Source organism: Streptococcus infantis, assembly GCF_000963255.1.
GTDB lineage: Bacteria > Bacillota > Bacilli > Lactobacillales > Streptococcaceae > Streptococcus > Streptococcus nidrosiense.
In genome coordinates this window covers 20,508-42,024 of the sequence record NZ_JYOV01000014.1, presented here as the reverse complement: position 1 = coordinate 42,024, position 21,517 = coordinate 20,508, and the positions used below count along the sequence as shown (strand labels likewise).

Annotated in this window: 20 protein-coding genes and 1 other annotated feature; of the genes, 18 read left to right on the top strand and 2 right to left on the bottom strand. The window is 39.7% G+C overall.

From position 1 onward, the window contains the following. The first annotated feature begins 10 nt into the window (after positions 1-10). From ppc to TZ96_RS10670, 14 genes are all read left to right on the top strand, one after another. Positions 11-2,836 carry a phosphoenolpyruvate carboxylase gene (gene ppc / locus TZ96_RS05930; RefSeq protein ID WP_045763300.1) on the top strand — a complete coding sequence of 942 codons (2,826 nt, stop codon included), beginning with the start codon at positions 11-13 and terminating at the stop codon, positions 2,834-2,836. Between the two features lie 94 nt (positions 2,837-2,930). After that, positions 2,931-3,147, top strand: a binding site (T-box leader). A gap of 124 nt (positions 3,148-3,271) precedes the next feature. Next, a complete protein-coding gene (trpX, locus tag TZ96_RS05925) occupies positions 3,272-4,273 on the top strand; it encodes a tryptophan ABC transporter substrate-binding protein (RefSeq protein ID WP_045763299.1) in 1,002 nt (333 codons plus the stop codon). 61 nt (positions 4,274-4,334) lie between these two features. Next, positions 4,335-5,201, top strand: a complete 867-nt coding sequence (locus TZ96_RS05920; protein ID WP_045763298.1) for an ABC transporter permease — start codon at positions 4,335-4,337, stop codon at positions 5,199-5,201. Beyond that, on the top strand, positions 5,198-5,956 hold the full coding sequence (locus TZ96_RS05915) for an ABC transporter ATP-binding protein (RefSeq protein ID WP_045763297.1): 759 nt from the start codon (positions 5,198-5,200) through the stop codon (positions 5,954-5,956). The genes TZ96_RS05920 and TZ96_RS05915 overlap by 4 nt, the downstream gene beginning before the upstream one ends. Positions 5,957-6,119: 163 nt before the next feature. Next, positions 6,120-6,551, top strand: a complete 432-nt coding sequence (locus TZ96_RS05910) for a hypothetical protein (protein WP_045763296.1) — start codon at positions 6,120-6,122, stop codon at positions 6,549-6,551. Positions 6,552-6,731: 180 nt separating this feature from the next. Then, positions 6,732-8,492, top strand: a complete 1,761-nt coding sequence (dnaG, locus tag TZ96_RS05905; protein ID WP_045763295.1) for a DNA primase — start codon at positions 6,732-6,734, stop codon at positions 8,490-8,492. A 2-nt stretch (positions 8,493-8,494) separates the two neighbouring features. Next, positions 8,495-9,604, top strand: coding sequence for an RNA polymerase sigma factor RpoD (gene rpoD / locus TZ96_RS05900; protein WP_000201894.1), 1,110 nt, complete (start codon positions 8,495-8,497; stop codon positions 9,602-9,604). A gap of 17 nt (positions 9,605-9,621) precedes the next feature. Beyond that, on the top strand, positions 9,622-9,951 hold the full coding sequence (locus tag TZ96_RS05895) for a metal-sulfur cluster assembly factor (protein WP_000331926.1): 330 nt from the start codon (positions 9,622-9,624) through the stop codon (positions 9,949-9,951). Positions 9,952-10,050: 99 nt separating this feature from the next. Beyond that, entirely contained in the window at positions 10,051-11,103 is a 1,053-nt protein-coding gene (locus TZ96_RS05890) for a glycosyltransferase family 4 protein (protein WP_075230469.1), read from the top strand. 8 nt (positions 11,104-11,111) lie between these two features. Then, complete coding sequence (locus TZ96_RS05885) at positions 11,112-12,428, top strand: glycosyltransferase family 4 protein (protein WP_045763294.1); 1,317 nt, start codon at positions 11,112-11,114, stop codon at positions 12,426-12,428. A gap of 26 nt (positions 12,429-12,454) precedes the next feature. After that, positions 12,455-12,646, top strand: coding sequence for a PspC domain-containing protein (locus TZ96_RS05880; RefSeq protein ID WP_000726417.1), 192 nt, complete (start codon positions 12,455-12,457; stop codon positions 12,644-12,646). Between the two features lie 29 nt (positions 12,647-12,675). Beyond that, positions 12,676-12,810: a DUF4044 domain-containing protein gene (locus tag TZ96_RS05875; protein WP_000863850.1), complete on the top strand. Its 135-nt coding sequence runs from the start codon at positions 12,676-12,678 to the stop codon at positions 12,808-12,810. Between the two features lie 75 nt (positions 12,811-12,885). Then, positions 12,886-14,196 carry a GTPase ObgE gene (gene obgE / locus TZ96_RS05870; protein ID WP_045763293.1) on the top strand — a complete coding sequence of 437 codons (1,311 nt, stop codon included), beginning with the start codon at positions 12,886-12,888 and terminating at the stop codon, positions 14,194-14,196. Between the two features lie 9 nt (positions 14,197-14,205). Continuing rightward, complete coding sequence (locus TZ96_RS10670; protein ID WP_045763292.1) at positions 14,206-14,370, top strand: hypothetical protein; 165 nt, start codon at positions 14,206-14,208, stop codon at positions 14,368-14,370. A gap of 35 nt (positions 14,371-14,405) precedes the next feature. Here TZ96_RS10670 and TZ96_RS05860 read toward each other — a convergent pair whose 3' ends face one another. Further along, positions 14,406-14,876: an arginine repressor gene (locus TZ96_RS05860; protein WP_001030117.1), complete on the bottom strand. Its 471-nt coding sequence runs from the start codon at positions 14,874-14,876 to the stop codon at positions 14,406-14,408. After that, on the bottom strand, positions 14,827-17,166 hold the full coding sequence (locus tag TZ96_RS05855; RefSeq protein ID WP_045763291.1) for a Xaa-Pro dipeptidyl-peptidase: 2,340 nt from the start codon (positions 17,164-17,166) through the stop codon (positions 14,827-14,829). The genes TZ96_RS05860 and TZ96_RS05855 overlap by 50 nt, the downstream gene beginning before the upstream one ends. Positions 17,167-17,343: 177 nt before the next feature. Between TZ96_RS05855 and mutY the strand changes: the two genes are divergently transcribed. From mutY to TZ96_RS05835, 4 genes are all read left to right on the top strand, one after another. Next, positions 17,344-18,507, top strand: a complete 1,164-nt coding sequence (gene mutY, locus TZ96_RS05850) for an A/G-specific adenine glycosylase (protein WP_045763290.1) — start codon at positions 17,344-17,346, stop codon at positions 18,505-18,507. 64 nt (positions 18,508-18,571) lie between these two features. Beyond that, on the top strand, positions 18,572-19,276 hold the full coding sequence (gene yycF / locus TZ96_RS05845) for a response regulator YycF (RefSeq protein ID WP_045763289.1): 705 nt from the start codon (positions 18,572-18,574) through the stop codon (positions 19,274-19,276). Continuing rightward, positions 19,269-20,618: a cell wall metabolism sensor histidine kinase VicK gene (gene vicK, locus TZ96_RS05840; protein WP_045763288.1), complete on the top strand. Its 1,350-nt coding sequence runs from the start codon at positions 19,269-19,271 to the stop codon at positions 20,616-20,618. Before yycF ends, vicK begins: the two co-directional genes overlap by 8 nt. A 1-nt stretch (position 20,619) precedes the next feature. After that, the gene (locus TZ96_RS05835) at positions 20,620-21,429 is read left to right on the top strand and encodes an MBL fold metallo-hydrolase (protein WP_045763287.1); all 810 of its coding nucleotides are present in this window, start codon (positions 20,620-20,622) and stop codon (positions 21,427-21,429) included. The last annotated feature ends 88 nt before the right edge of the window (positions 21,430-21,517 follow it).

The following is a 21,517-nucleotide window of genomic DNA, read 5'->3' as shown; positions in this document are numbered from 1 at the left end:
GGAGAAAAAAATGTCTCTTCAAAAGTTAGAAAATTATAGTAACAAAACGGTCGTACAAGAAGAAGTTCAAATCTTGACAGATATGCTGGAAGATATCACAAAAAATATGCTTCCTGCTGAAACTTTTGATAAGATTATGCACTTGAAGGAACTTTCGTCAAAACTTGACTATCAAGGGCTAGATAAAGTAGTAACAGGTCTTTCAAATGATGAGATGGTCTACATTTCTAGATACTTCTCTATTTTGCCTCTTTTAATTAACATCTCAGAAGATGTTGACTTGGCTTATGAGATTAACCATCTAAATAATGTCGATCAAGACTATCTGGGTAAATTGTCAACAACGATCAAAATGGTGGCTGAAAAAGAAAACGCTGCTGAGATTCTTGAACACTTGAATGTGGTACCAGTTTTGACGGCCCACCCAACTCAGGTTCAACGTAAGAGTATGTTAGATTTGACCACTCATATCCATACCCTTTTGCGTAAATATCGTGACGTGAGAATGGGACTCATCAACAAAGAAAAATGGCATAATGATCTTCGTCGCTATATTGAGATTATCATGCAGACAGATATGATTCGTGAGAAGAAACTAAAAGTAACCAACGAAATCACCAATGTGATGGAGTACTACAATAGTTCCTTCCTACAGGCTGTCCCTAACTTGATGTTAGAGTACAAACGTCTAGCAAAAGAGCAAGGAATTGATCTTAAACAAGCCAAACCTATTACTATGGGAATGTGGATCGGTGGAGACCGTGATGGAAATCCATTTGTAACTGCTGAGACACTTCTGCGTTCTGCTACCATTCAAAGTGAAGTGGTTTTGAACTATTATATCAGTAAGATTTCTAGTCTGTATCGTACCTTCTCTCTTTCAACGAATTTATCAAAAACTAGCAAAGCTGTTGAAGAAATGGCTGCTCAGTCTGGAGATACATCAGTCTTTCGTGAGAAAGAACCCTATCGTCGTGCCTTTCATTTGATTCAGTCCAAATTGATTCAAACTCTCTTGAATTTAAAAGAATGGTCTGTTGTTGGCTCGTCAGCTGATGAACGTCATCCTGTTGAACGTCTTCTCGGTACGCAAAGGCATCAACAAGGAGTGATTACAGACTATATTAGCAATCGACTTTCAGGAGCTATTCAAGAGCTGGCTGAAGATCGTCCACCATTTTACGAAACAGTCGAAGAGTTTAAGCAAGATCTATACATTATTAAGGACTCATTACTTGAAAACAAGGCAGAGGCCTTACTCACAGGTGAATTTGCAGAACTTTTAGAAGCTGTAGAAGTCTTTGGTTTCTTCTTGGCTTCCATCGACATGCGTCAAGATTCAAGCGTCCACGAAGCCTGTGTAGCAGAATTGTTGGCATCTTCTGGAATCAATGACCACTATAGTGATTTATCAGAAGATGAAAAATGTGACTTGCTTTTGCATGAATTATTAGAAGATCCTCGAATCTTGTCTGCAACTCATGCTGAGAAGTCTGAACTTCTCGAAAAAGAACTGGCTATTTTCCAAACAGCACGTGAATTAAAAGATCGTTTAGGAGAAGATGTCATTCGTCAAACGATTATCTCACATGCAACAAGCGTGTCAGATATGCTTGAGTTGGCTATCATGCTTAAAGAAGTTGGTCTGGTAGATGCTGAAAAAGCGCGTGTTCAGATTGTTCCACTCTTTGAGACGATTGAAGACTTGGACCATTCTGAAGAAACAATGAGAAAGTATTTCTCTCTACCACTTGCTAAGAAATGGATTGCTTCTAAAAACAATTACCAAGAAATCATGCTTGGCTACTCTGATAGTAATAAGGATGGCGGTTATCTATCATCTTGTTGGACACTCTATAAGGCCCAACAACAATTGACTGCTATTGGTGATGAATTTGGAGTCAAAGTAACCTTCTTCCATGGTCGTGGTGGTACCGTTGGCCGTGGTGGTGGCCCTACTTATGATGCCATTGCTTCTCAACCACTCAAGTCCATCAAAGATCGTATCCGTTTGACAGAGCAAGGGGAAGTTATCGGCAACAAATACGGTAACAAGGATGCAGCTTACTATAACCTTGAAATGTTGGTTTCAGCAGCTATCAACCGTATGATTACCAAGAAGAAGAGTGATACCAATACGTCAAATCGCTATGAAGCAATCATGGACCAAGTAGTAGAACGTAGTTACGATATCTACCGTGAGCTCGTATTTGGAAATGAACATTTCTATGATTATTTCTTTGAATCTAGTCCGATCAAGGCGATCTCAAGTTTCAATATTGGTTCTCGTCCAGCGGCTCGTAAAACAATCACTGAAATTGGTGGTTTACGTGCGATTCCTTGGGTATTCTCATGGTCACAAAGTCGTGTTATGTTCCCAGGTTGGTATGGAGTGGGTTCAAGCTTCAAAGAATTCATCGATCAAGATCCAAAAAATATCGAATATCTTCGTGATATGTATCAAAATTGGCCATTCTTCCAGTCACTCCTATCTAACGTAGACATGGTATTATCTAAATCAAATATGAATATCGCCTTTGAGTACGCTAAACTTTGTGAAAGTGAAGAAATACAAGCAATCTACTATACTATCTTGGATGAATGGCAGTTGACTAAGGACGTTATCTTGGCTATTGAAGGCTATGAGGAACTCTTGGCAGAAAATACTTATTTGAAAGACAGTCTCAACTACCGCATGCCTTATTTCAATATCCTTAACTATATTCAGTTGGAATTGATTAAGCGTCAACGTCGTGGTGAGCTATCTTCAGATGAAGAAAGATTAATCCATACAACTATCAACGGAATTGCTACAGGATTACGTAATTCAGGCTGATACAAGTTAGATTTTATAAAAAACGTGGGGATTTTTGTTAATTTTTAAAATATTTTATGAAAACCCTTGACAAGTTTTAGTAAAATGATATAATTTAAGCATTCAGAAAGTAATCATTGAAATTTTTTAGAGAGTCTGTGGTTGGTGGAAACAGATAGGTGGAAGTGATGAAAATTGGGCTGAATGTTATTAAGAATTTGAAATCATAAGAATTCGGTGAGCACACCTTACAGTGCAACTCGTTTTAGCGAGTAAGAGCGATAGGACTAGTTCCTATAATTGAGGTGGCACCGCGCATCGACGTCCTCACACAAGTTTTTTGTGTGAGGACTTTTTCTATGGGGAGGAAAAAATTATGGAAATCAAACGATGGCGTCGCTTGAATAAGTGATTGAATAAAAAAATAATAAGTTAAGAAGAAATTAGGAGAAAATTATGAAAAACAAACGTCTACTCGGTATTATCGTAGCATTAGCACTTGTAGTTGGAGGAAGCTTGGTATATTCTAGCTTAACGAAACAAGAAACTAAAACTGAGACAGCTAATAAAACAGCTAAAGTTGGTGTTCTTCAGTTTGTAAGCCACCCATCGCTTGACTTGATCTACCGAGGTATCCAAGATGGACTTGCTGAAGAAGGCTATAAAGGTGACCAAGTTAAAATCGACTTTATGAACTCAGAAGGTGACCAAAGTAAGGTTGCGACAATGAGTAAACAATTGGTGGCAAACGGAAATGATGTAGTTGTTGGTATTGCAACACCAGCAGCTCAAGGTCTTGCAAGTGCAACAAAAGACCTTCCTGTTATCATGGCAGCTATCACAGACCCAATTGGTGCTAACCTTGTACAAAACTTGGAAAAACCAGGTGGGAACATCACAGGGGTATCTGACCACAACCCTGCTGAACAACAGGTTGAATTGATCAAAACTTTGACACCTGATGTCAAGACGGTTGGGGCTCTTTACTCAAGTAGTGAAGATAACTCTAAATCACAAGTAGAAGAATTCAAAGCCTACGCTGAAAAAGCTGGTTTGAAAGTAGAAACATTCGCAGTTCCATCAACTAACGAAATTGCTTCAACAGTTAATGTTATGACTGGCAAAGTAGATGCAATCTGGGTTCCAATCGATAACACAATCGCATCTGCATTCTCAACTGTAGTATCAAGTAACCAAACAGCTAAAAAACCAATCTACCCAAGTGCGACTGCCATGGTAGAAGCTGGAGGTTTGGCATCAGTCGTTGTGGACCAACACGATCTTGGTGTTGCTACTGGTAAAATGATTGCTAAAGTCTTGAAGGGTGAAAAACCTGCAGATACACCAGTTAATGTCTTCTCAACTGGTAAATCAGTGATCAACAAAAAAGTTGCTCAAGAACTTGGAATCACTATTCCTGAATCAGTTCTCAAAGAAGCAGGTCAAGTAATCGAATAAGAATGAAGGAGGAGTTGGAGACATCTCCTCCAATTTTTAAAATAAAGGAAATGAATCAAACATGCTAATATCTATTATTTCACAGGGATTGGTCTGGGCTATCCTAGGTTTAGGAATCTTTATGACCTTTCGTATCCTGAACTTTCCAGATATGACAACTGAGGGCTCTTTCCCCTTGGGAGGAGCTGTAGCAGTGACTCTGATTACGCAAGGAGTTAATCCTTTTCTTGCGACTTTAGCGGCTGTAGGAGTAGGTTGTCTTGCTGGTTTAGCAGCGGGGTTATTATATACCAAAGGGAAAATTCCAACTCTTTTATCAGGAATTTTAGTCATGACTTCTTGTCATTCTATCATGCTCATGATTATGGGACGAGCAAACCTTGGGCTTTTAAATACCAAGCAAATCCAAGATGTTCTTCCATTTTCATCAGAGGTTAATCAATTACTGACAGGTTTAATTTTTGTGACTTTGGTTATTCTTCTCATGCTTTTCTTCCTAGATACCAAACTTGGACAGGCCTATATCGCTACAGGGGATAATCCAGATATGGCTCGTAGTTTTGGTATCAATACAGGACGTATGGAGCTTATGGGCTTGGTCTTGTCAAATGGTGTAATCGCACTTGCTGGCGCACTTATCGCTCAACAAGAAGGTTATGCGGATGTCTCTCGTGGTATCGGTGTTATCGTTGTTGGTCTTGCCAGCTTGATTATCGGTGAGGTTCTCTTTAAGAGTCTTACCTTAGCAGAACGCTTGGTTACTATTGTAGTTGGTTCCATCAGCTATCAATTCTTGGTATGGGGAGTCATTGCTCTCGGCTTTAATACTAGCTACCTCCGTCTATACAGTGCCCTTATCCTAGCAACTTGTCTAGTCATTCCAACTCTTAAGGATAAATACTTGAAAGGAGTCAAGTTAAGCAAATGACAGCAATTGTAGAATTAAGAAATGCCACAAAAATTGTGACAAATGGCTTTGACGAAGAAAAGATTATCCTAAATGATGTTTCGCTTGATATTTATGAACACGACTTTATCACAATTTTGGGTGGAAATGGTGCAGGGAAATCAACCCTCTTTAATAGCATTGCGGGAACTTTACCTTTAACCAGTGGTAGCATTCGCATCATGGGCGAGGATGTGACTCATTTCAGCCCTGAAAAACGTGCTAAGTATCTCTCTCGTGTTTTCCAAGATCCTAAGATGGGAACTGCCCCTCGTATGACAGTTGCAGAAAATCTTTTGATTGCTAAGTTCCGTGGAGAAAAACGTGGTCTTTTTCCAAGAAGACTCTCAGCTTACAAGAAAGAATTTCAAGCAACCATTGAGAAGGTTGGCAATGGGCTCGAGAAACACTTGGATACACCGATTGAATTCTTGTCAGGTGGACAAAGACAGGCCTTGAGCCTCTTGATGGCAACCTTGAAACGTCCAGAGCTCCTTTTACTGGATGAACACACAGCTGCTCTTGACCCTAAAACAAGTGTCGCCTTAATGGAGTTAACTGATGACTTTGTCAGCAAGGACCATCTGACTGCTCTGATGATTACCCACCATATGGAAGATGCTCTCAAGTATGGAAATCGCCTCATTGTCATGAAAGAAGGGCGAATCATCCAAGATTTGAATAAGGATGAAAAAGCCAAGATGAAAATTTCCGATTACTATCAACTTTTTGAGTAGATGATTTTAAATAATTGAGATAAAAAACTTAGAAGTAGGCTTTTGCTTCTAAGTTTTTTAGTTGTTTTTAAATATTATTTATATTTCTATTTTCGTCTGTTTTCCTTTATAATAGAATCAATCTAAGAATCTTAAACTTTGATAATAGTAAGGAGATAAAAACATGGCATACACACAAGAAGATTTTCAGGAATGGATTTTTCAGATTGGATTTAAGATGGATTATTTTACAAGGGAGTTTGCGGAGAAAGAAGGGCTAAATTTAGACTATAGCATGCAGTCTTTGGATGATTTGGAGGCTTGGATCTTGGCTCACTACGAAGACCACCATGCTTTGATAGCAGACCGCAAGATGTTGGATTATTTGACCGTTTATATCGGTGAAACCTTTCGCAAACACCTAGGAGGAAAATGGTTTATTGACCTTAAAAATAAAAAGAACGCCTATTATTCTATGCCTGTATTGACTGATCCATCCTATAGAGGAGTGGTATACAAAGCACCATTGACTTATGCAACAGCTTGTATCAGTAGAAAAGATGGTCAGTATATTAGCAGAATATTGAAAAATAATCTCGAAGATCAAGTGAAATAGGATTTTATTTCTTTTGTTTTTCTTTCAAATATTAGAATGATTTGCTCAGAAGATTAAGTTTTTCATGATAGCTGGAAACTTATGAAATAGTCTCATGTAAAGTGTATGAAATGGTTTACTTTTTTTCAGAAATAAGCTATACTAGTTAGAGTAAACTGTGATAAAATGGAGGTATTGTCTATGGTTGACAAGAGACTCATCGAAGAGATCAAAAACAATACCAATATTGTCGAAATCATAGGAGAAGTGATTTCTTTACAAAAATCTGGACGGAACTTTTTAGGGCTCTGTCCTTTTCATGGTGAAAAGACCCCTTCCTTTAACGTGGTCGAAGATAAGCAGTTTTACCACTGCTTTGGATGTGGTCGTTCTGGAGATGTTTTTAAGTTTATTGAGGAGTATCAGCAGGTAACCTTTGCGGATGCAGTGGGGATATTAGCTGAGAGACTTGGGATTCAGATGGCAGCGCCTGTTCAAGGTTCTGTACAGCCTAGGTCGCCCCATCAAAATCTCTACGATATGCATGAGAAAGCCGCTCGTTTTTATCATGCTATTCTCATGACGACTAAGATGGGTGAAGAGGCGAGAAACTATCTCTATAAACGTGGCTTAACAGATGATGTTCTCAAGCATTTTATGATTGGTTTAGCTCCAGCAGAACGCTCTTATCTATATCAGCGTTTAGCAGATGATTATAGTGAGAAGGACTTGCTGGATTCGGGTTTGTTTTATCTATCTGAGAGTAACCAATTCTTTGATACCTTTCATAATCGCATTATGTTTCCTCTTTCAAATGATCAAGGAAAGGTGATTGCCTTTTCTGGTCGTGTATGGCAAGAGACTGATTCTCAAACTGGAAAGTATAAAAATAGTCGAGCGACGGCAATTTTTAACAAAAGTTACGAATTATATCATTTGGAGAGGGTAAAAAAAGGATCGGGTAAGGCACCTGAAATCTATCTAATGGAAGGATTTATGGATGTCATTGCGGCTTATCGTGCTGGTATTGAAAATGCAGTCGCTTCTATGGGTACCGCACTGACGAGTGAACATGTGGAGCATCTGAAACGCTTTACCAAAAAAGTGATCGTCACCTATGACGGAGATAAGGCTGGGCAAGCTGCGACGGCTAAAGCCTTGGACGAGCTTAAAGATATACCTGTCCAAGTAGTCCAGATTCCTGACGCGATGGATCCGGATGAATATTTGCAGAAAAACTCTCCTCAAGACTTGGCTTATCTCTTAACCAATACACGCATTAGTCCTGTTGAGTTTTACATCCATCATTTCAGACCGGAAAACAGTGAAAATCTACAAGCTCAAATTGAATTCATAGAGAAAATTGCTCCCTTAATCGCCAAGGAACCCTCTATCACAGCTCAGAATTCCTACATTCACATTTTGACGGATCACTTGCCATCTTTTGACTATCAGCAAGTCGAACATATTGTCAATGAAAGTCGTGTTAGACAGAGAAAGGAGAAGGTCAAGGAGACCTATAGTCCTAGTCCTATCACTATGTCTGTCACCAAGCAACTGACAGCAGTGATGAGAGCGGAGGCCCATATTCTCTACCGAATGATGGAACATCCCTTGGTGCTCAATGACTACCGCTTAAGAGATGACTTTATCTTTGAAACTCCAGAGTTTCAGACCTTGTATGGACTCTTGATTGATAATGGAAGTATCTCGTCTGAGGATTTGGCTCATCAGACTAGAGAAGTGGAGAGTGCTTGGTATCAAGTCCTAGCCTTAGATTTGCCACCTGAGATGTCCCCTCACGAGTTAGCTGAAGTGGAAGAGTCTCGAAAAAGAGCTCTCTTGAATCAGGAAAATCTGCAAATTAAAAAGAAAGTTCAGGAAGCTAGCCATGTCGGTGATACAGACACCGCATTAGAAGAGCTAGAACGCTTAATTGCCCAAAAAAGAAGAATGGAGTAAGAATGGCAACAAAACAAAAAGAAGTAACAACCTTTGACGTCCAAGTAGCGGAATTTATTCGCAATCATAAAAAAACTGGTACGGCTACAGATGATGAAATCAATAACGCCCTCGTAATTCCCTTCACTTTAGATGTGGAAGGTATTGAGAATCTTTTGCAACGCATTCAAGATGCTGGTATCTCAATTACGGACAACGAAGGAAATCCAAGTGCGCGTGTTTTGAGCACTGAGGAAGAACCAGAGTTGACTGATGAAGATTTGATTGGTTCAACCTCAGCTAAGGTCAATGACCCAGTCCGTATGTATTTGAAAGAAATCGGGGTTGTACCTCTTCTTACAAATGAAGAGGAAAAAGAATTAGCTCTTGCTGTTGAAGCGGGTGATATCGAAGCTAAACAACGCCTTGCAGAAGCTAATCTTCGTTTGGTAGTATCTATCGCTAAACGTTATGTTGGACGTGGAATGCAGTTCCTTGACTTGATCCAAGAAGGAAACATGGGCTTGATGAAGGCCGTAGATAAATTTGACTACTCTAAAGGGTTCAAATTCTCAACTTATGCGACTTGGTGGATTCGTCAAGCCATTACTCGTGCCATTGCTGATCAAGCTCGTACCATCCGTATCCCAGTTCACATGGTGGAAACCATTAACAAGCTTGTTCGTGAACAACGTAATCTTCTTCAAGAGCTAGGACAAGATCCAACTCCTGAACAAATCGCCGAACGCATGGATATGACACCAGACAAGGTCCGTGAAATCCTCAAGATTGCCCAAGAGCCGGTTTCTCTTGAAACACCAATCGGTGAAGAGGATGATAGCCATCTTGGTGACTTTATCGAGGATGAAGTGATTGAAAATCCAGTGGACTATACAACTCGTATCGTTTTGCGCGAACAATTGGATGAAGTTTTGGATACTCTTACAGATCGTGAAGAAAATGTTCTTCGACTTCGTTTTGGTCTTGATGATGGGAAAATGCGTACCTTGGAGGATGTTGGTAAAGTCTTCAACGTGACTCGTGAGCGTATCCGTCAGATTGAGGCAAAAGCTTTGAGAAAACTTCGCCAGCCAAGTCGAAGCAAACCACTTCGTGATTTCATTGAAGATTAAGTTGAGGGAGAGTGAAGATGGCTTATACAGAAGAACAAATCGAAAATATCAAAACACGTATTTTGACAGCACTAGAAGAAGTGATTGACCCAGAATTGGGGATTGATATTGTCAATCTAGGCTTGATCTACGAGATTCGTTTTGATGGCGATACAGGTGAGACTGAAATTGATATGACCTTGACAACCATGGGGTGTCCCTTGGCAGATCTTTTAACTGACCAAATCTATGATGCTATGACAGATGTTCCAGAAGTTACTAACGTTGAAGTCAAATTAGTATGGTATCCAGCTTGGACAGTTGAAAAAATGAGCCGTTACGCTCGTATCGCTTTAGGTATCAAGTAAGTATATTATGAAAAGAGAAATAGTGTAGACGCCAGGAATTCCCAGCTTTTATGCTATCTCTCTTTTTATTTGCTGATTTTATTTGAAGAAAATGGTATAATGGTTACTATGGAAAAAGACAAATTACGCATCAACATGCTAAGTTCAAGTGAAAAAGTGGCGGGCCAAGGTGTGTCTGGTGCATACCGTGAACTGGTGCAGCTTTTAAAACGAGATGCGAAAGACCAACTGATCGTAACAGAAAATCTTCCAATCGAAGCGGATGTTACTCATTTTCATACGATTGATTTTCCTTATTATCTCTCGACCTTTCAGAAAAAACGTTCTGGACGTAAGATTGGCTATGTTCACTTCTTACCGGATACTTTGGAAGGTAGTTTGAAGATTCCATTCTTCTTAAAGGGGATTGTCAAACGCTATGTATTTTCTTTTTATGACCGTATGGAGCATCTGGTTGTGGTCAATCCTACCTTCATTGAGGATTTGGTTGCTGCTGGAATTCCACGTGAAAAAGTGACCTATATTCCTAACTTTGTCAACAAAGAAAAATGGCATCCACTTTCTATAGAGCAAGTTGAACAACTTCGTAAAGATATGGGGATTGATGAGAATCAGTTTGTAGTCGTTGGTGCAGGTCAGGTTCAGAAGCGTAAAGGAATCGATGACTTTATCACTCTAGCTGAGGAATTACCTGATATCACTTTTATTTGGGCTGGTGGATTCTCTTTTGGGGGAATAACCGATGGTTATGAGCGCTATAAAAAGATTATGGATAATCCTCCTGAAAATCTAATTTTCCCAGGGATTGTTGATCCAGAACGGATGAGAGAACTCTATGCCTTGGCTGATCTTTTCTTGCTTCCAAGTTATAACGAGCTCTTTCCAATGACTATTCTAGAAGCTGCGAGTTGTGAAGCACCCATTATGCTTCGTGATCTAGATCTTTACAAGGTCATTCTTGAAGGAAATTACAGACCAACAAGTGATGTAGAAGAGATGAAAGAGGCTATCTTGGAATATCGCGAGCATCCAGAAGCACTAAAAGAATTAAAAGAAAAGGCTAAGGCCATTTCAAGAGAATATTCAGAAGAGCATCTTCTTGAAATCTGGCTAAAATTCTATCGGGAGCAAGCAGCTTTAGGAAAAAAATGAGGTAGTATATGCGAATTGGATTATTTACAGATACTTATTTCCCGCAGGTCTCGGGTGTTGCGACCAGTATTCGAACCTTAAAAACAGAACTTGAAAAGCAAGGACATGCCGTCTTTATCTTTACAACAACAGACAAGGATGTTAATCGTTATGAAGACTGGCAGATTATTCGTATCCCTAGTGTTCCTTTCTTTGCCTTTAAAGATCGTCGTTTCGCCTATCGTGGATTTACGAAAGCTCTTGAGATAGCAAAACAATACAAGCTGGATATTATTCATACACAGACTGAATTTTCTCTTGGTTTATTAGGGATTTGGATAGCGCGTGAGTTGAAAATCCCTGTTATACATACCTATCATACCCAGTACGAGGATTATGTTCACTATATCGCTAAAGGGATGTTGATTCGTCCAGGTATGGTCAAGTATCTTGTGAGAGGCTTCCTTCATGATGTTGATGGAGTGATCTGTCCAAGTGAAATTGTGCGAGACCTTCTATCAGATTATAAGGTCAAAGTTGAAAAACGAGTTATTCCTACAGGGATTGAGCTAGCCAAATTTGAACGACCTGAGATTGGACCAGAACATATCGCAGACTTACGGGTTAAACTAGGTATTAAGGAAGATGAAAAGATGCTTCTTAGCCTTTCACGTGTCTCTTACGAGAAGAATATTCAAGCTGTTCTGGCTGCATTTCCAGATGTTCTAAAAGAAGAGCAAAATGTTAAATTAGTCGTAGCTGGAGATGGTCCTTATCTGGAAAATCTCAAGGAGCAAGCATCAGATTTACAGATTCAAGATTCTGTTATCTTTACTGGTATGATTGCACCAAGTGAGACAGCGCTCTATTATAAGGCGGCTGACTTCTTTATCTCAGCTTCAACTAGTGAAACTCAAGGCTTGACCTATCTTGAAAGTCTTGCAAGTAAGACTCCGGTAATAGCTCATGGAAATCCCTATCTTGATAACCTCATCAATCATAAAATGTTTGGAACGCTTTATTATGAAGAGAGAGATCTAGCAGGGGCTATTTTAGAAGCTTTAATTGCAACTCCAAAGATGGATGAGAAACTTTTGGCTGAAAAATTGTATGAAATTTCAGCTGAGAATTTTGCTAAGAGAGTGCATGAATTCTATCTAGATGTTATTATTTCAAATAATTTTGAAAAAGAATTGACTGCAGATGAACCTGTTACGAAACGTATTTTAAAGACGGTATTTTATATACCGCAACAAGCAGTTTCCATGCCGGTCAAGGGTTCAAGACGTATGTTGAAAGCTTCTAGAAAACAGTTGAGTCATTTAAGAAAATATTTGAACGATTAATCGAATCAAAGAAAGGAAATGAAGAAATGAAAAAGAAATTTATGAGAAGTGGTAGAGATCAAAAAATCGGTGGTGTCTGCGCTGGTTTAGCTAATTATTTTGATATTGACCCTACAATTGTACGTGTGATTTGGGGAGTTCTAGCTTTCTGTTATGGTGCTGGACTTATTGCTTACTTGATCTTGTGGGCAATTGCTCCTGTATCAGATGAATTTTAAGATTAGACTATTATAGTAAAGGAGAAAAAATGGCATTTGGTGATAATGGGAAACGTAAAAAAACTTTCTTTGAAAAACTAACAATGTTTGTCGTTTTGATTATGTTATTTGTAACCCTAGCAGGTATCTTTGCTACAGCCATCGGTGTATTTAGCAGATTTTAAAATGCTAGATTTTCTAGCAAGTAGTAATAGTTGGTGACTGGGATTTCCCAGCCCTTTTTAGAGTGAGAAAAGAATATGAGTATGTTTTTAGATACAGCCAAGATCAAGGTCAAGGCTGGAAATGGTGGCGATGGGATGGTTGCCTTTCGCCGTGAAAAATACGTCCCTAATGGCGGTCCATGGGGAGGTGATGGAGGCCGTGGTGGTAACGTTGTCTTTGTTGTAGATGAAGGTTTACGTACCCTGATGGACTTCCGTTACAATCGTCATTTCAAAGCCCAATCGGGTGAAAAAGGGATGACCAAAGGAATGCATGGTAGAGGGGCAGAAGACTTAATTGTCCGTGTACCTCAAGGGACAACTGTGCGTGATGCTGAGACTGGAAAAGTCATCACTGACTTGATTGAGCACGGCCAAGAGTTTATCGTTGCTCACGGTGGTCGAGGTGGCCGTGGAAATATCCGTTTTGCGACACCAAAAAATCCTGCGCCAGAAATCTCAGAAAATGGAGAACCAGGTCAGGAACGTGAATTACAGTTAGAACTTAAAATTCTTGCTGATGTTGGTTTGGTTGGATTCCCTTCAGTTGGAAAATCAACTCTGCTCAGCGTAATTACCTCTGCAAAACCTAAAATTGGTGCCTACCACTTTACCACGATTGTACCAAATCTTGGTATGGTCCGTACCCAATCAGGGGAGTCCTTTGCAGTGGCAGACCTACCTGGATTGATTGAAGGTGCTAGTCAAGGCGTGGGCTTGGGAACTCAGTTCCTTCGCCATATTGAGCGTACTCGCGTTATCCTTCACATCATCGATATGTCAGCCAGTGAAGGTCGCGATCCTTACGAAGATTATCTAGCTATTAACAAAGAGTTGGAATCTTACAACCTTCGTCTCATGGAACGTCCCCAAATCATTGTTGCTAATAAGATGGATATGCCAGAGAGTCAAGAAAATCTCGAAGAATTCAAGAAAAAATTGGCAACTAACTTTGATGAGTTCGAGGAATTACCAGCAATCTTCCCAATATCAGGTTTGACCAAACAAGGTTTAGCACCTTTACTAGATGCAACGGCTGAACTTCTTGATAAGACCCCAGAATTCCTTCTTTATGATGAGTCAGAAATGGAAGAAGAAGTTTATTATGGCTTTGATGAAGAAGAAAAACCATTTGAAATTAGTCGTGATGATGATGCAACTTGGGTACTTTCAGGTGAAAAACTCATCAAACTCTTTAACATGACTAACTTTGACCGTGATGAGTCTGTCATGAAATTTGCTCGTCAGTTGCGAGGTATGGGAGTTGATGAAGCTCTCCGTGCCCGTGGTGCCAAGGATGGAGATCTGGTTCGTATCGGTAAGTTTGAGTTTGAGTTTGTAGACTAGGAGATAGCTATGGGAGATAAACCGATATCTTTCCGAGATGCTGATGGAAATTTTGTTTCTGCAGCAGATGTCTGGAATGAGAAGAAGTTAGAAGAACTGTTTAATCGCCTCAATCCAAATAGAGCTTTGAGACTTGCAAGAATTAAAAAGCAAGCTGAAAATAGCAAATCATAAAATTAACCCGTGATGACTATCATCACGGGTTTTTGTTACCGATCAAAAAATAGAGGTGGTGCAAATTGTTTGAGGCGTTCAAAGCAAGATTGAGCTTGTTCTTTATCCTCGCAGATAACCAAACAGACATCATTTCCACAGATAGTAGCGACTATTTCAGGGAAGTTTAGGGCGTCCAAGATAGATCCGAATGATTGTGCCAAACCTGGATAGGTTTTGATAACAACTTGGTGTTGGACGGGTTGCATCATGTAGAGGGCTTCCTCCATATAAACTTCTAGCCGTTTTTCCCACTTGGATGTAGAGCCAGTGTTGATTGAATAATAGGAGTGTTCACCTTCACGAATCTTAGAAAGATTCATCAGGTTAATGTCTCTTGAAAGTGTTGCTTGTGTGACCTGTACTCCGTTTTCAATCAGTAGTTCTTGTAATTCAGTTTGGGTATGAATTTTTTGTTTAGTGATTAGGGCTCGGATGAGCTGGTGTCTTTGTTCGGCTTTGTTCATCTACAGTTACCTCCCTTTGAAAAGGTATCTCAAGACTAGACTGTGCAAGGTCGACAGTCAAGTGATAGTCTGTATTGTCACGTACAGTAATCTCAAAGTCTGTTGTGTAAAGAACGAGACGTACTGTATCGCCTTCTTTTAGTTTGTAAATAGTTGGTTGGAGTTCAAATTGGAATTCCAACCATTCATCTGGCTTAACTTCTTCAATTTTCAATAAATCATAACGGTTTTGAAGATTGAGATAGCCTTTGGTGATAACACGTTGAGCATTTGGGCTAAATGGTAGCTCGCAAAGGTTTTCTAGCATATGGTAACGGCCATTATCAATAGTACGAGCAGACAAGACTCCTGGATACGGTTGAAGGTATTTCTTTTGACCAAGTTCGAGAAGTTGGACAGAAAGTAGTCCTTTATTAGTGCTTGACTTGAGACGAAGATTTAGTTTAACACGCCCATTAAGATGAAGTTCTTCTATCACTGGCAGGTCAATCGTAACTTGATTGACTTTCCTTTGATAGAGTTCATTGTTAAAGGTTTGGTAAGTTTTTCCAAATCGTTCAAAGTCTGAGCCTTGATAGTGGTTTTGAATGACAGCTTCTTCAGTACCTAATGTGAAAGTTTTGTGGTTGGTTTGATTTCCAAAATCTTCAAGAGTCATCCAGGTTTGAGGAGCAGTATTGTCTTGCCAAACGACTCTTGGAAGTTTGTAATCAGTTTCATGCCCCAATAATTTCTGCGTCAAAAGAGCATTCATGGATTCACGGAAATCAATAGACTGCCAGTTGTTCATATAAACATGGGCACCGTTATGATAAAAGAGATGTTTCTTAATATTGCTTGGAAGAGCATTGAACATTTGATAGACATGAAGTGGTTTTACATTCCAGTCTTGTGAACCGTGTGTAAAAACAACCTCAGCTTTGACCTTGTGGGCATTAAGTAGGTAGTTTCTGTCATGCCAGAATTGGTTATAATCCCCAGTTTTACGGTCTAGATTTTTCTTGAGTTCTTCTATGGAAGCTTTATGAGCGTCATTTCCACGAATATAGTCACCAGCTAAGAGATTACGAGAATAAGTTAATTCATCTAATGAATCGAAGTCCTCCCCTGGATAGCCACCAGGGCTTGTTACCAGACCATTTTCACGATAATAGTTGTACCAAGAAGAAATACCTGCTTCAGCAATAATGACTTCTAAACCATCAACTCCTGTAGTAGCCAGACCATTAGACATTGTTCCTAGGTAAGAAAGACCAGTAGTTGCTACTTTACCATTTGACCAGTCAGCCTTGACCTGACGTTCACGACTATGGTCTGTGAAGGCACGACAACGACCATTGAGCCAATCAATGACATTTTTATAGGCTTCAACTTGTCGGTAGTCACCATTAGTCATCTGACCTTGAGAATCCTTGGTACCAAGACCAGATACGTAGATATTGGCAAATCCTCTTGGAAGGAAGTAGTCGTTAAGTGTGTAGCTGCTATTGATATGAGTCAGTTTTTCTTCAGCTTCTGGAACGAGTTCTGCTTGGCCAACTGGTTCAACAAAACTAATACTTGGTTCTTCTAAGCTAATCTCGTGAGGTTCTTTGACTGCTAATTCACCTTCCATTTTGTAGAGGGCCTTATCACTAGCCTTGTCATTAGTTCCCTGGTGGTATGGACTTGCCGTCATAACAGCTGGAATTTTGCCATGGTAAGACGGACGGATGATGTTGACTTTGACGAGGTCAGGTAGGCCATCATTATCAGAATCAATACGACTCTCTACATAAACAACTTCACGAATAACATTGTTTGCAGAGAAGGTTGCCAAGCTCTTGCCATTGAAGTAGTGGTAATCATTGTCCTCAGGGATAAGACCATCGCTAACCAATTGATCGATCAAGGTATTTCCCTTTTTAGTGCGCGTGTTAAGGAGTTGATAGAGATTGTCAATCAAATTTCCGTATACAATAGGGAATGCCGTTTCTTTATGAAAAGCAAGACAATCTTCAAAGTCTGTCAAGTAACTGAAACCAAGCAACTGAAAGGCAACAGTATAGAAAATTTCTGCAGTTAATTCACGATCAGAATTGAAGAAAGTGAGCAGATCAGTTTCTTTATCAACCGCTAAAGTTGAGAGGGGATAATCCGTATTTTTGTAATTGAAAAAGCAAGTTCTAACAAAAGCTTCAAACAGTTCTTTCGCAGAATTTGATTGGTCAAGCTTGAATCCAAGGTTGGATAATTCCTGTAAAGCTTCTTGCTGGCTTATAGGATAGTAACTGAATTGATTAAAACGCATAGATGCCTCCTTTGAAGAATCATTAAATTTATTATATCAAAAAAGTAGGGAAAATGATAGAATCAGCTGGTTTGTAAAGGTTAAATTGCTATTATTCTAACAGAGTTTAAGAGAGTGTTTTAACAAGCCCTATCTTGATTTTTTGAGTATCCTAAAAGGTTATGCTATACTAGAAATATGTTAGATTTGGAGAAATATGGTGTGACCATGTGGGAAGAGGAGAAAATTCTCTCTTTCCGTCAAAAATTATTAGCCTGGTATGACGAAAACAAGCGGGATTTACCATGGAGACGGAGTAAGAATCCTTATCATATCTGGGTATCTGAAATTATGTTGCAGCAGACTCGAGTTGATACCGTCATTCCCTATTATGAACGTTTTTTAGACTGGTTTCCGACCGTAGAAAGCTTAGCAAATGCTCCTGAGGAGCGCTTATTAAAAGCCTGGGAAGGACTTGGCTATTATTCTCGTGTCCGCAATATGCAAACAGCCGCTCAACAGATTATGAGCGAATTTGAAGGCAAGTTCCCGTCTACTTATGAAGGTATTTCAAGCTTGAAAGGGATAGGTCCTTATACTGCTGGCGCTATTTCTAGTATTGCCTTTAACCTTCCGCAGCCTGCAGTAGATGGCAATGTCATGCGTGTTTTGGCACGTTTGTTTGAAGTCAATCATGATATTGGAAATCCTAGCAATCGAAAAATATTTCAAGCGATGATGGAAGTTCTGATAGATCCTGATCGTCCAGGTGATTTCAATCAGGCTTTGATGGATTTAGGTTCAGATATTGAGGCTCCTGTTAATCCAAGACCGGAGGAGAGTCCTGTTAAGGAGTTCAGTGCTGCTTACCAACATGGGACCATGGATCGCTATCCCATTAAGGCTCCCAAGAAAAAGCCAATCCCTATTTATCTAAAGGCTCTTGTAGTGCAAAATAATCAGGGGCAGTTTCTATTAGAGAAGAATGAGAGTGAAAAACTCTTGGCTGGATTTTGGCATTTTCCCTTGATTGAAGTTGATGAATTCTCAGACCAGACTCAGGACTTGGACCTTTTTAGTCAAGTAGCGGAGCCAATTCTAGAACTGGGACCATCTCCACAGGAGAGTTTTGAACAGGACTATGATCTTGAAGTTGATTGGCAAGATCTACGATTTGAAGAGGTCAAGCACATTTTTAGCCATCGTAAATGGCATATCCAGATAATTGCAGGCCGAGTTACTGAAACACAGGAATATGCAGATAGAGAAGTCCTTTGGTTAAGTCCGGAAGAATTTATCAATTATCCCCTAGCTAAACCTCAGCAAAAGATTTGGCAAGCCTACTTGAAAAGAAGCTGCTAGTATCGGTCTTTCGTGTCTTCTTTACATTTTTTTGGTATAATGAGATAAGGAAAAAGGTGACTAAATGAAAAAAATACTAATTGTAGATGATGAAAAACCCATCTCAGATATTATAAAATTTAATATGACCAAGGAAGGTTATGAAGTTGTAACTGCTTTTAATGGTCGTGAAGCTCTTGAACAATTTGAAGCTGAGCAACCAGATATTATTATCTTGGATTTGATGCTTCCAGAGATTGATGGACTTGAAGTTGCAAAAATTATTCGTAAGACAAGTAGTGTTCCTATTATCATGCTTTCAGCAAAGGACAGCGAGTTTGATAAGGTTATTGGGCTTGAACTTGGAGCGGATGACTATGTAACCAAGCCATTTTCAAATCGTGAACTACAGGCCCGTGTTAAAGCTCTTCTCCGTCGTACAGATATTGTCTCAGTTGATAACCAAGAACCTGAAACGAAATTACAAAGTCTGCAGATTGGCGATTTGGAGATTTTACCCGATGCTTACGTGGCTAAGAAATATGGTGAAGAGTTAGACCTAACCCACCGAGAATTCGAACTCTTACATCATTTAGCTTCTCATCTTGGTCAAGTTATTACCCGAGAACATCTTCTTGAAACTGTTTGGGGATATGACTATTTTGGAGATGTCCGTACAGTTGATGTAACAATTAGACGTTTGCGCGAGAAGATTGAAGACACACCAAGTAGACCTGAATACATCCTAACTCGTCGTGGAGTAGGATATTATATGAGAAATAATGATTGAAGTAATTAAACAAACAATTTTGACGAGTGACTTTATCTTTATCCTCATCCTAATTGGCTTTATTATGCTGGTGACTTTTCTTTTGCTTGAGAGCCGTCGTGATAATATTCGCCTTAGACAGCTAAACCAGAAGGTTAAGGATTTGATTGCTGGTGATTATTCTCAGGTTTTGGATATGCAGGGAAGCTCAGAGATAACTAATATCACTAACAATCTTAATGATTTGTCAGAAGTAATCCGTTTGACTCAAGAAAATCTGGAACAAGAGAGTAAAAGGTTGAATAGTATCTTGTCCTACATGACAGACGGAGTACTTGCGACCAATCGTCGTGGTCAGATTATCATGATTAATGACATGGCTAAGAGACAACTTGGAGTTGAAAGGGATGATGCTCTTAATCAAAATATCTTAGAGTTACTCAAGATTGAAGAAGAGTATGAGCTGAGAGATCTCATTACCCAAAGTCCTGAATTGATGATTTATTCGCAAAATGTGAATGGGGAGTATATCAGCTTGCGTGTGCGTTTTGCCTTGATTCGTAGAGAGTCTGGCTTTATCTCTGGTTTAGTAGCAGTTCTACATGATACGACTGAACAAGAGAAGGAAGAACGTGAGAGAAGGCTTTTCGTTTCGAACGTTAGTCATGAGTTGCGTACACCTTTGACCAGTGTAAAATCCTATCTTGAGGCCTTGGACGAAGGAGCCCTAACAGAACCAGTTGCTCCATATTTTATCAAGGTTTCTCTGGATGAAACCAATCGTATGATGCGGATGGTGACGGACCTCTTGCACCTCTCACGGATCGACAATGAGACCAGTCACTTGGATGTTGAATTGATTAACTTTACTGCCTTTATCACCTTTATTCTCAATCGTTTTGATAAAATGAAAAGTCAGGATGAGGAGAAGAAGTACGAGTTGGTGAGAGATTATCCGATTAACTCTGTTTGGATTGAGATTGATACAGATAAGATGACCCAGGTGATTGACAATATCCTGAATAACGCTATCAAGTATTCACCAGATGGTGGAAAAATCACTGTAAGCATGAAGACTACAGATGATCAGATGATTTTGTCCATCTCCGACCAAGGTCTAGGGATTCCAAAGCAAGATTTACCGAAGATTTTTGACCGCTTCTATCGAGTTGATAGAGCAAGAAGTCGTGCCCAAGGGGGAACAGGACTAGGATTGGCTATCGCCAAGGAAATCATCAAGCAACATAAGGGCTTTATCTGGGCTAAGAGTGAATATGGCAAGGGATCTACCTTTACTATCGTACTTCCATACGATAAGGATGCCGTGAAAGAAGAGATTTGGGAGGATGAACTAGAAGACTAGAATGAGTGATATCGGTTTTAAATATAGTATTTTAGCATCGGGTTCCAGTGGAAATTCATTTTACTTGGAAACACCAAAAAAGAAAATTTTAGTAGATGCGGGACTATCAGGCAAAAAAATTACAAGCCTCTTGAGTGAAATCAATCGTAAACCAGAGGATTTAGACGCTATCTTGATTACGCATGAACATTCAGACCATATCCACGGTGTGGGCGTTCTGGCTCGCAAGTACGGTATGGATCTTTATGCCAATGAGAAAACTTGGCAGGCTATGGAAAATAGTAAGTATCTTGGTAAGGTTGACTCATCTCAAAAGCATATATTCGAGATGGGAAAAACTAAAACCTTTGGCGACATCGATATCGAGAGTTTCGGTGTGAGTCATGATGCAGTGGCGCCCCAGTTTTATCGTTTTATGAAGGATGATAAGAGCTTTGTTATGCTGACGGATACGGGCTATGTTAGTGACCGTATGGCTGGCATTGTCGAGAACGCAGATGGCTATCTGATCGAGTCAAATCATGATGTTGAAATCCTGCGAGCAGGATCTTACGCATGGCGACTCAAACAACGCATCCTGTCCGACCTTGGTCACCTCTCAAACGAGGATGGAGCAGACGCCATGATTCGTACACTAGGTAATCGTACCAAGAAGATTTACCTAGGCCATTTGTCTAAGGAGAATAATATCAAGGAACTGGCCCACATGACCATGGTCAATCAGTTAGCTCAAGCAGATCTGGGAGTGGGAGTAGACTTTCAAGTTTACGATACTTCACCAGACACCGCAACACCATTGACGGAGATATAGAAAGGAACGCCGAGAGGTGTTCTTTTTATTTTGACTGGGTTCTTAAAAAGTAATACAATGGTATTACCAATAATTCTAGGAGAATAAA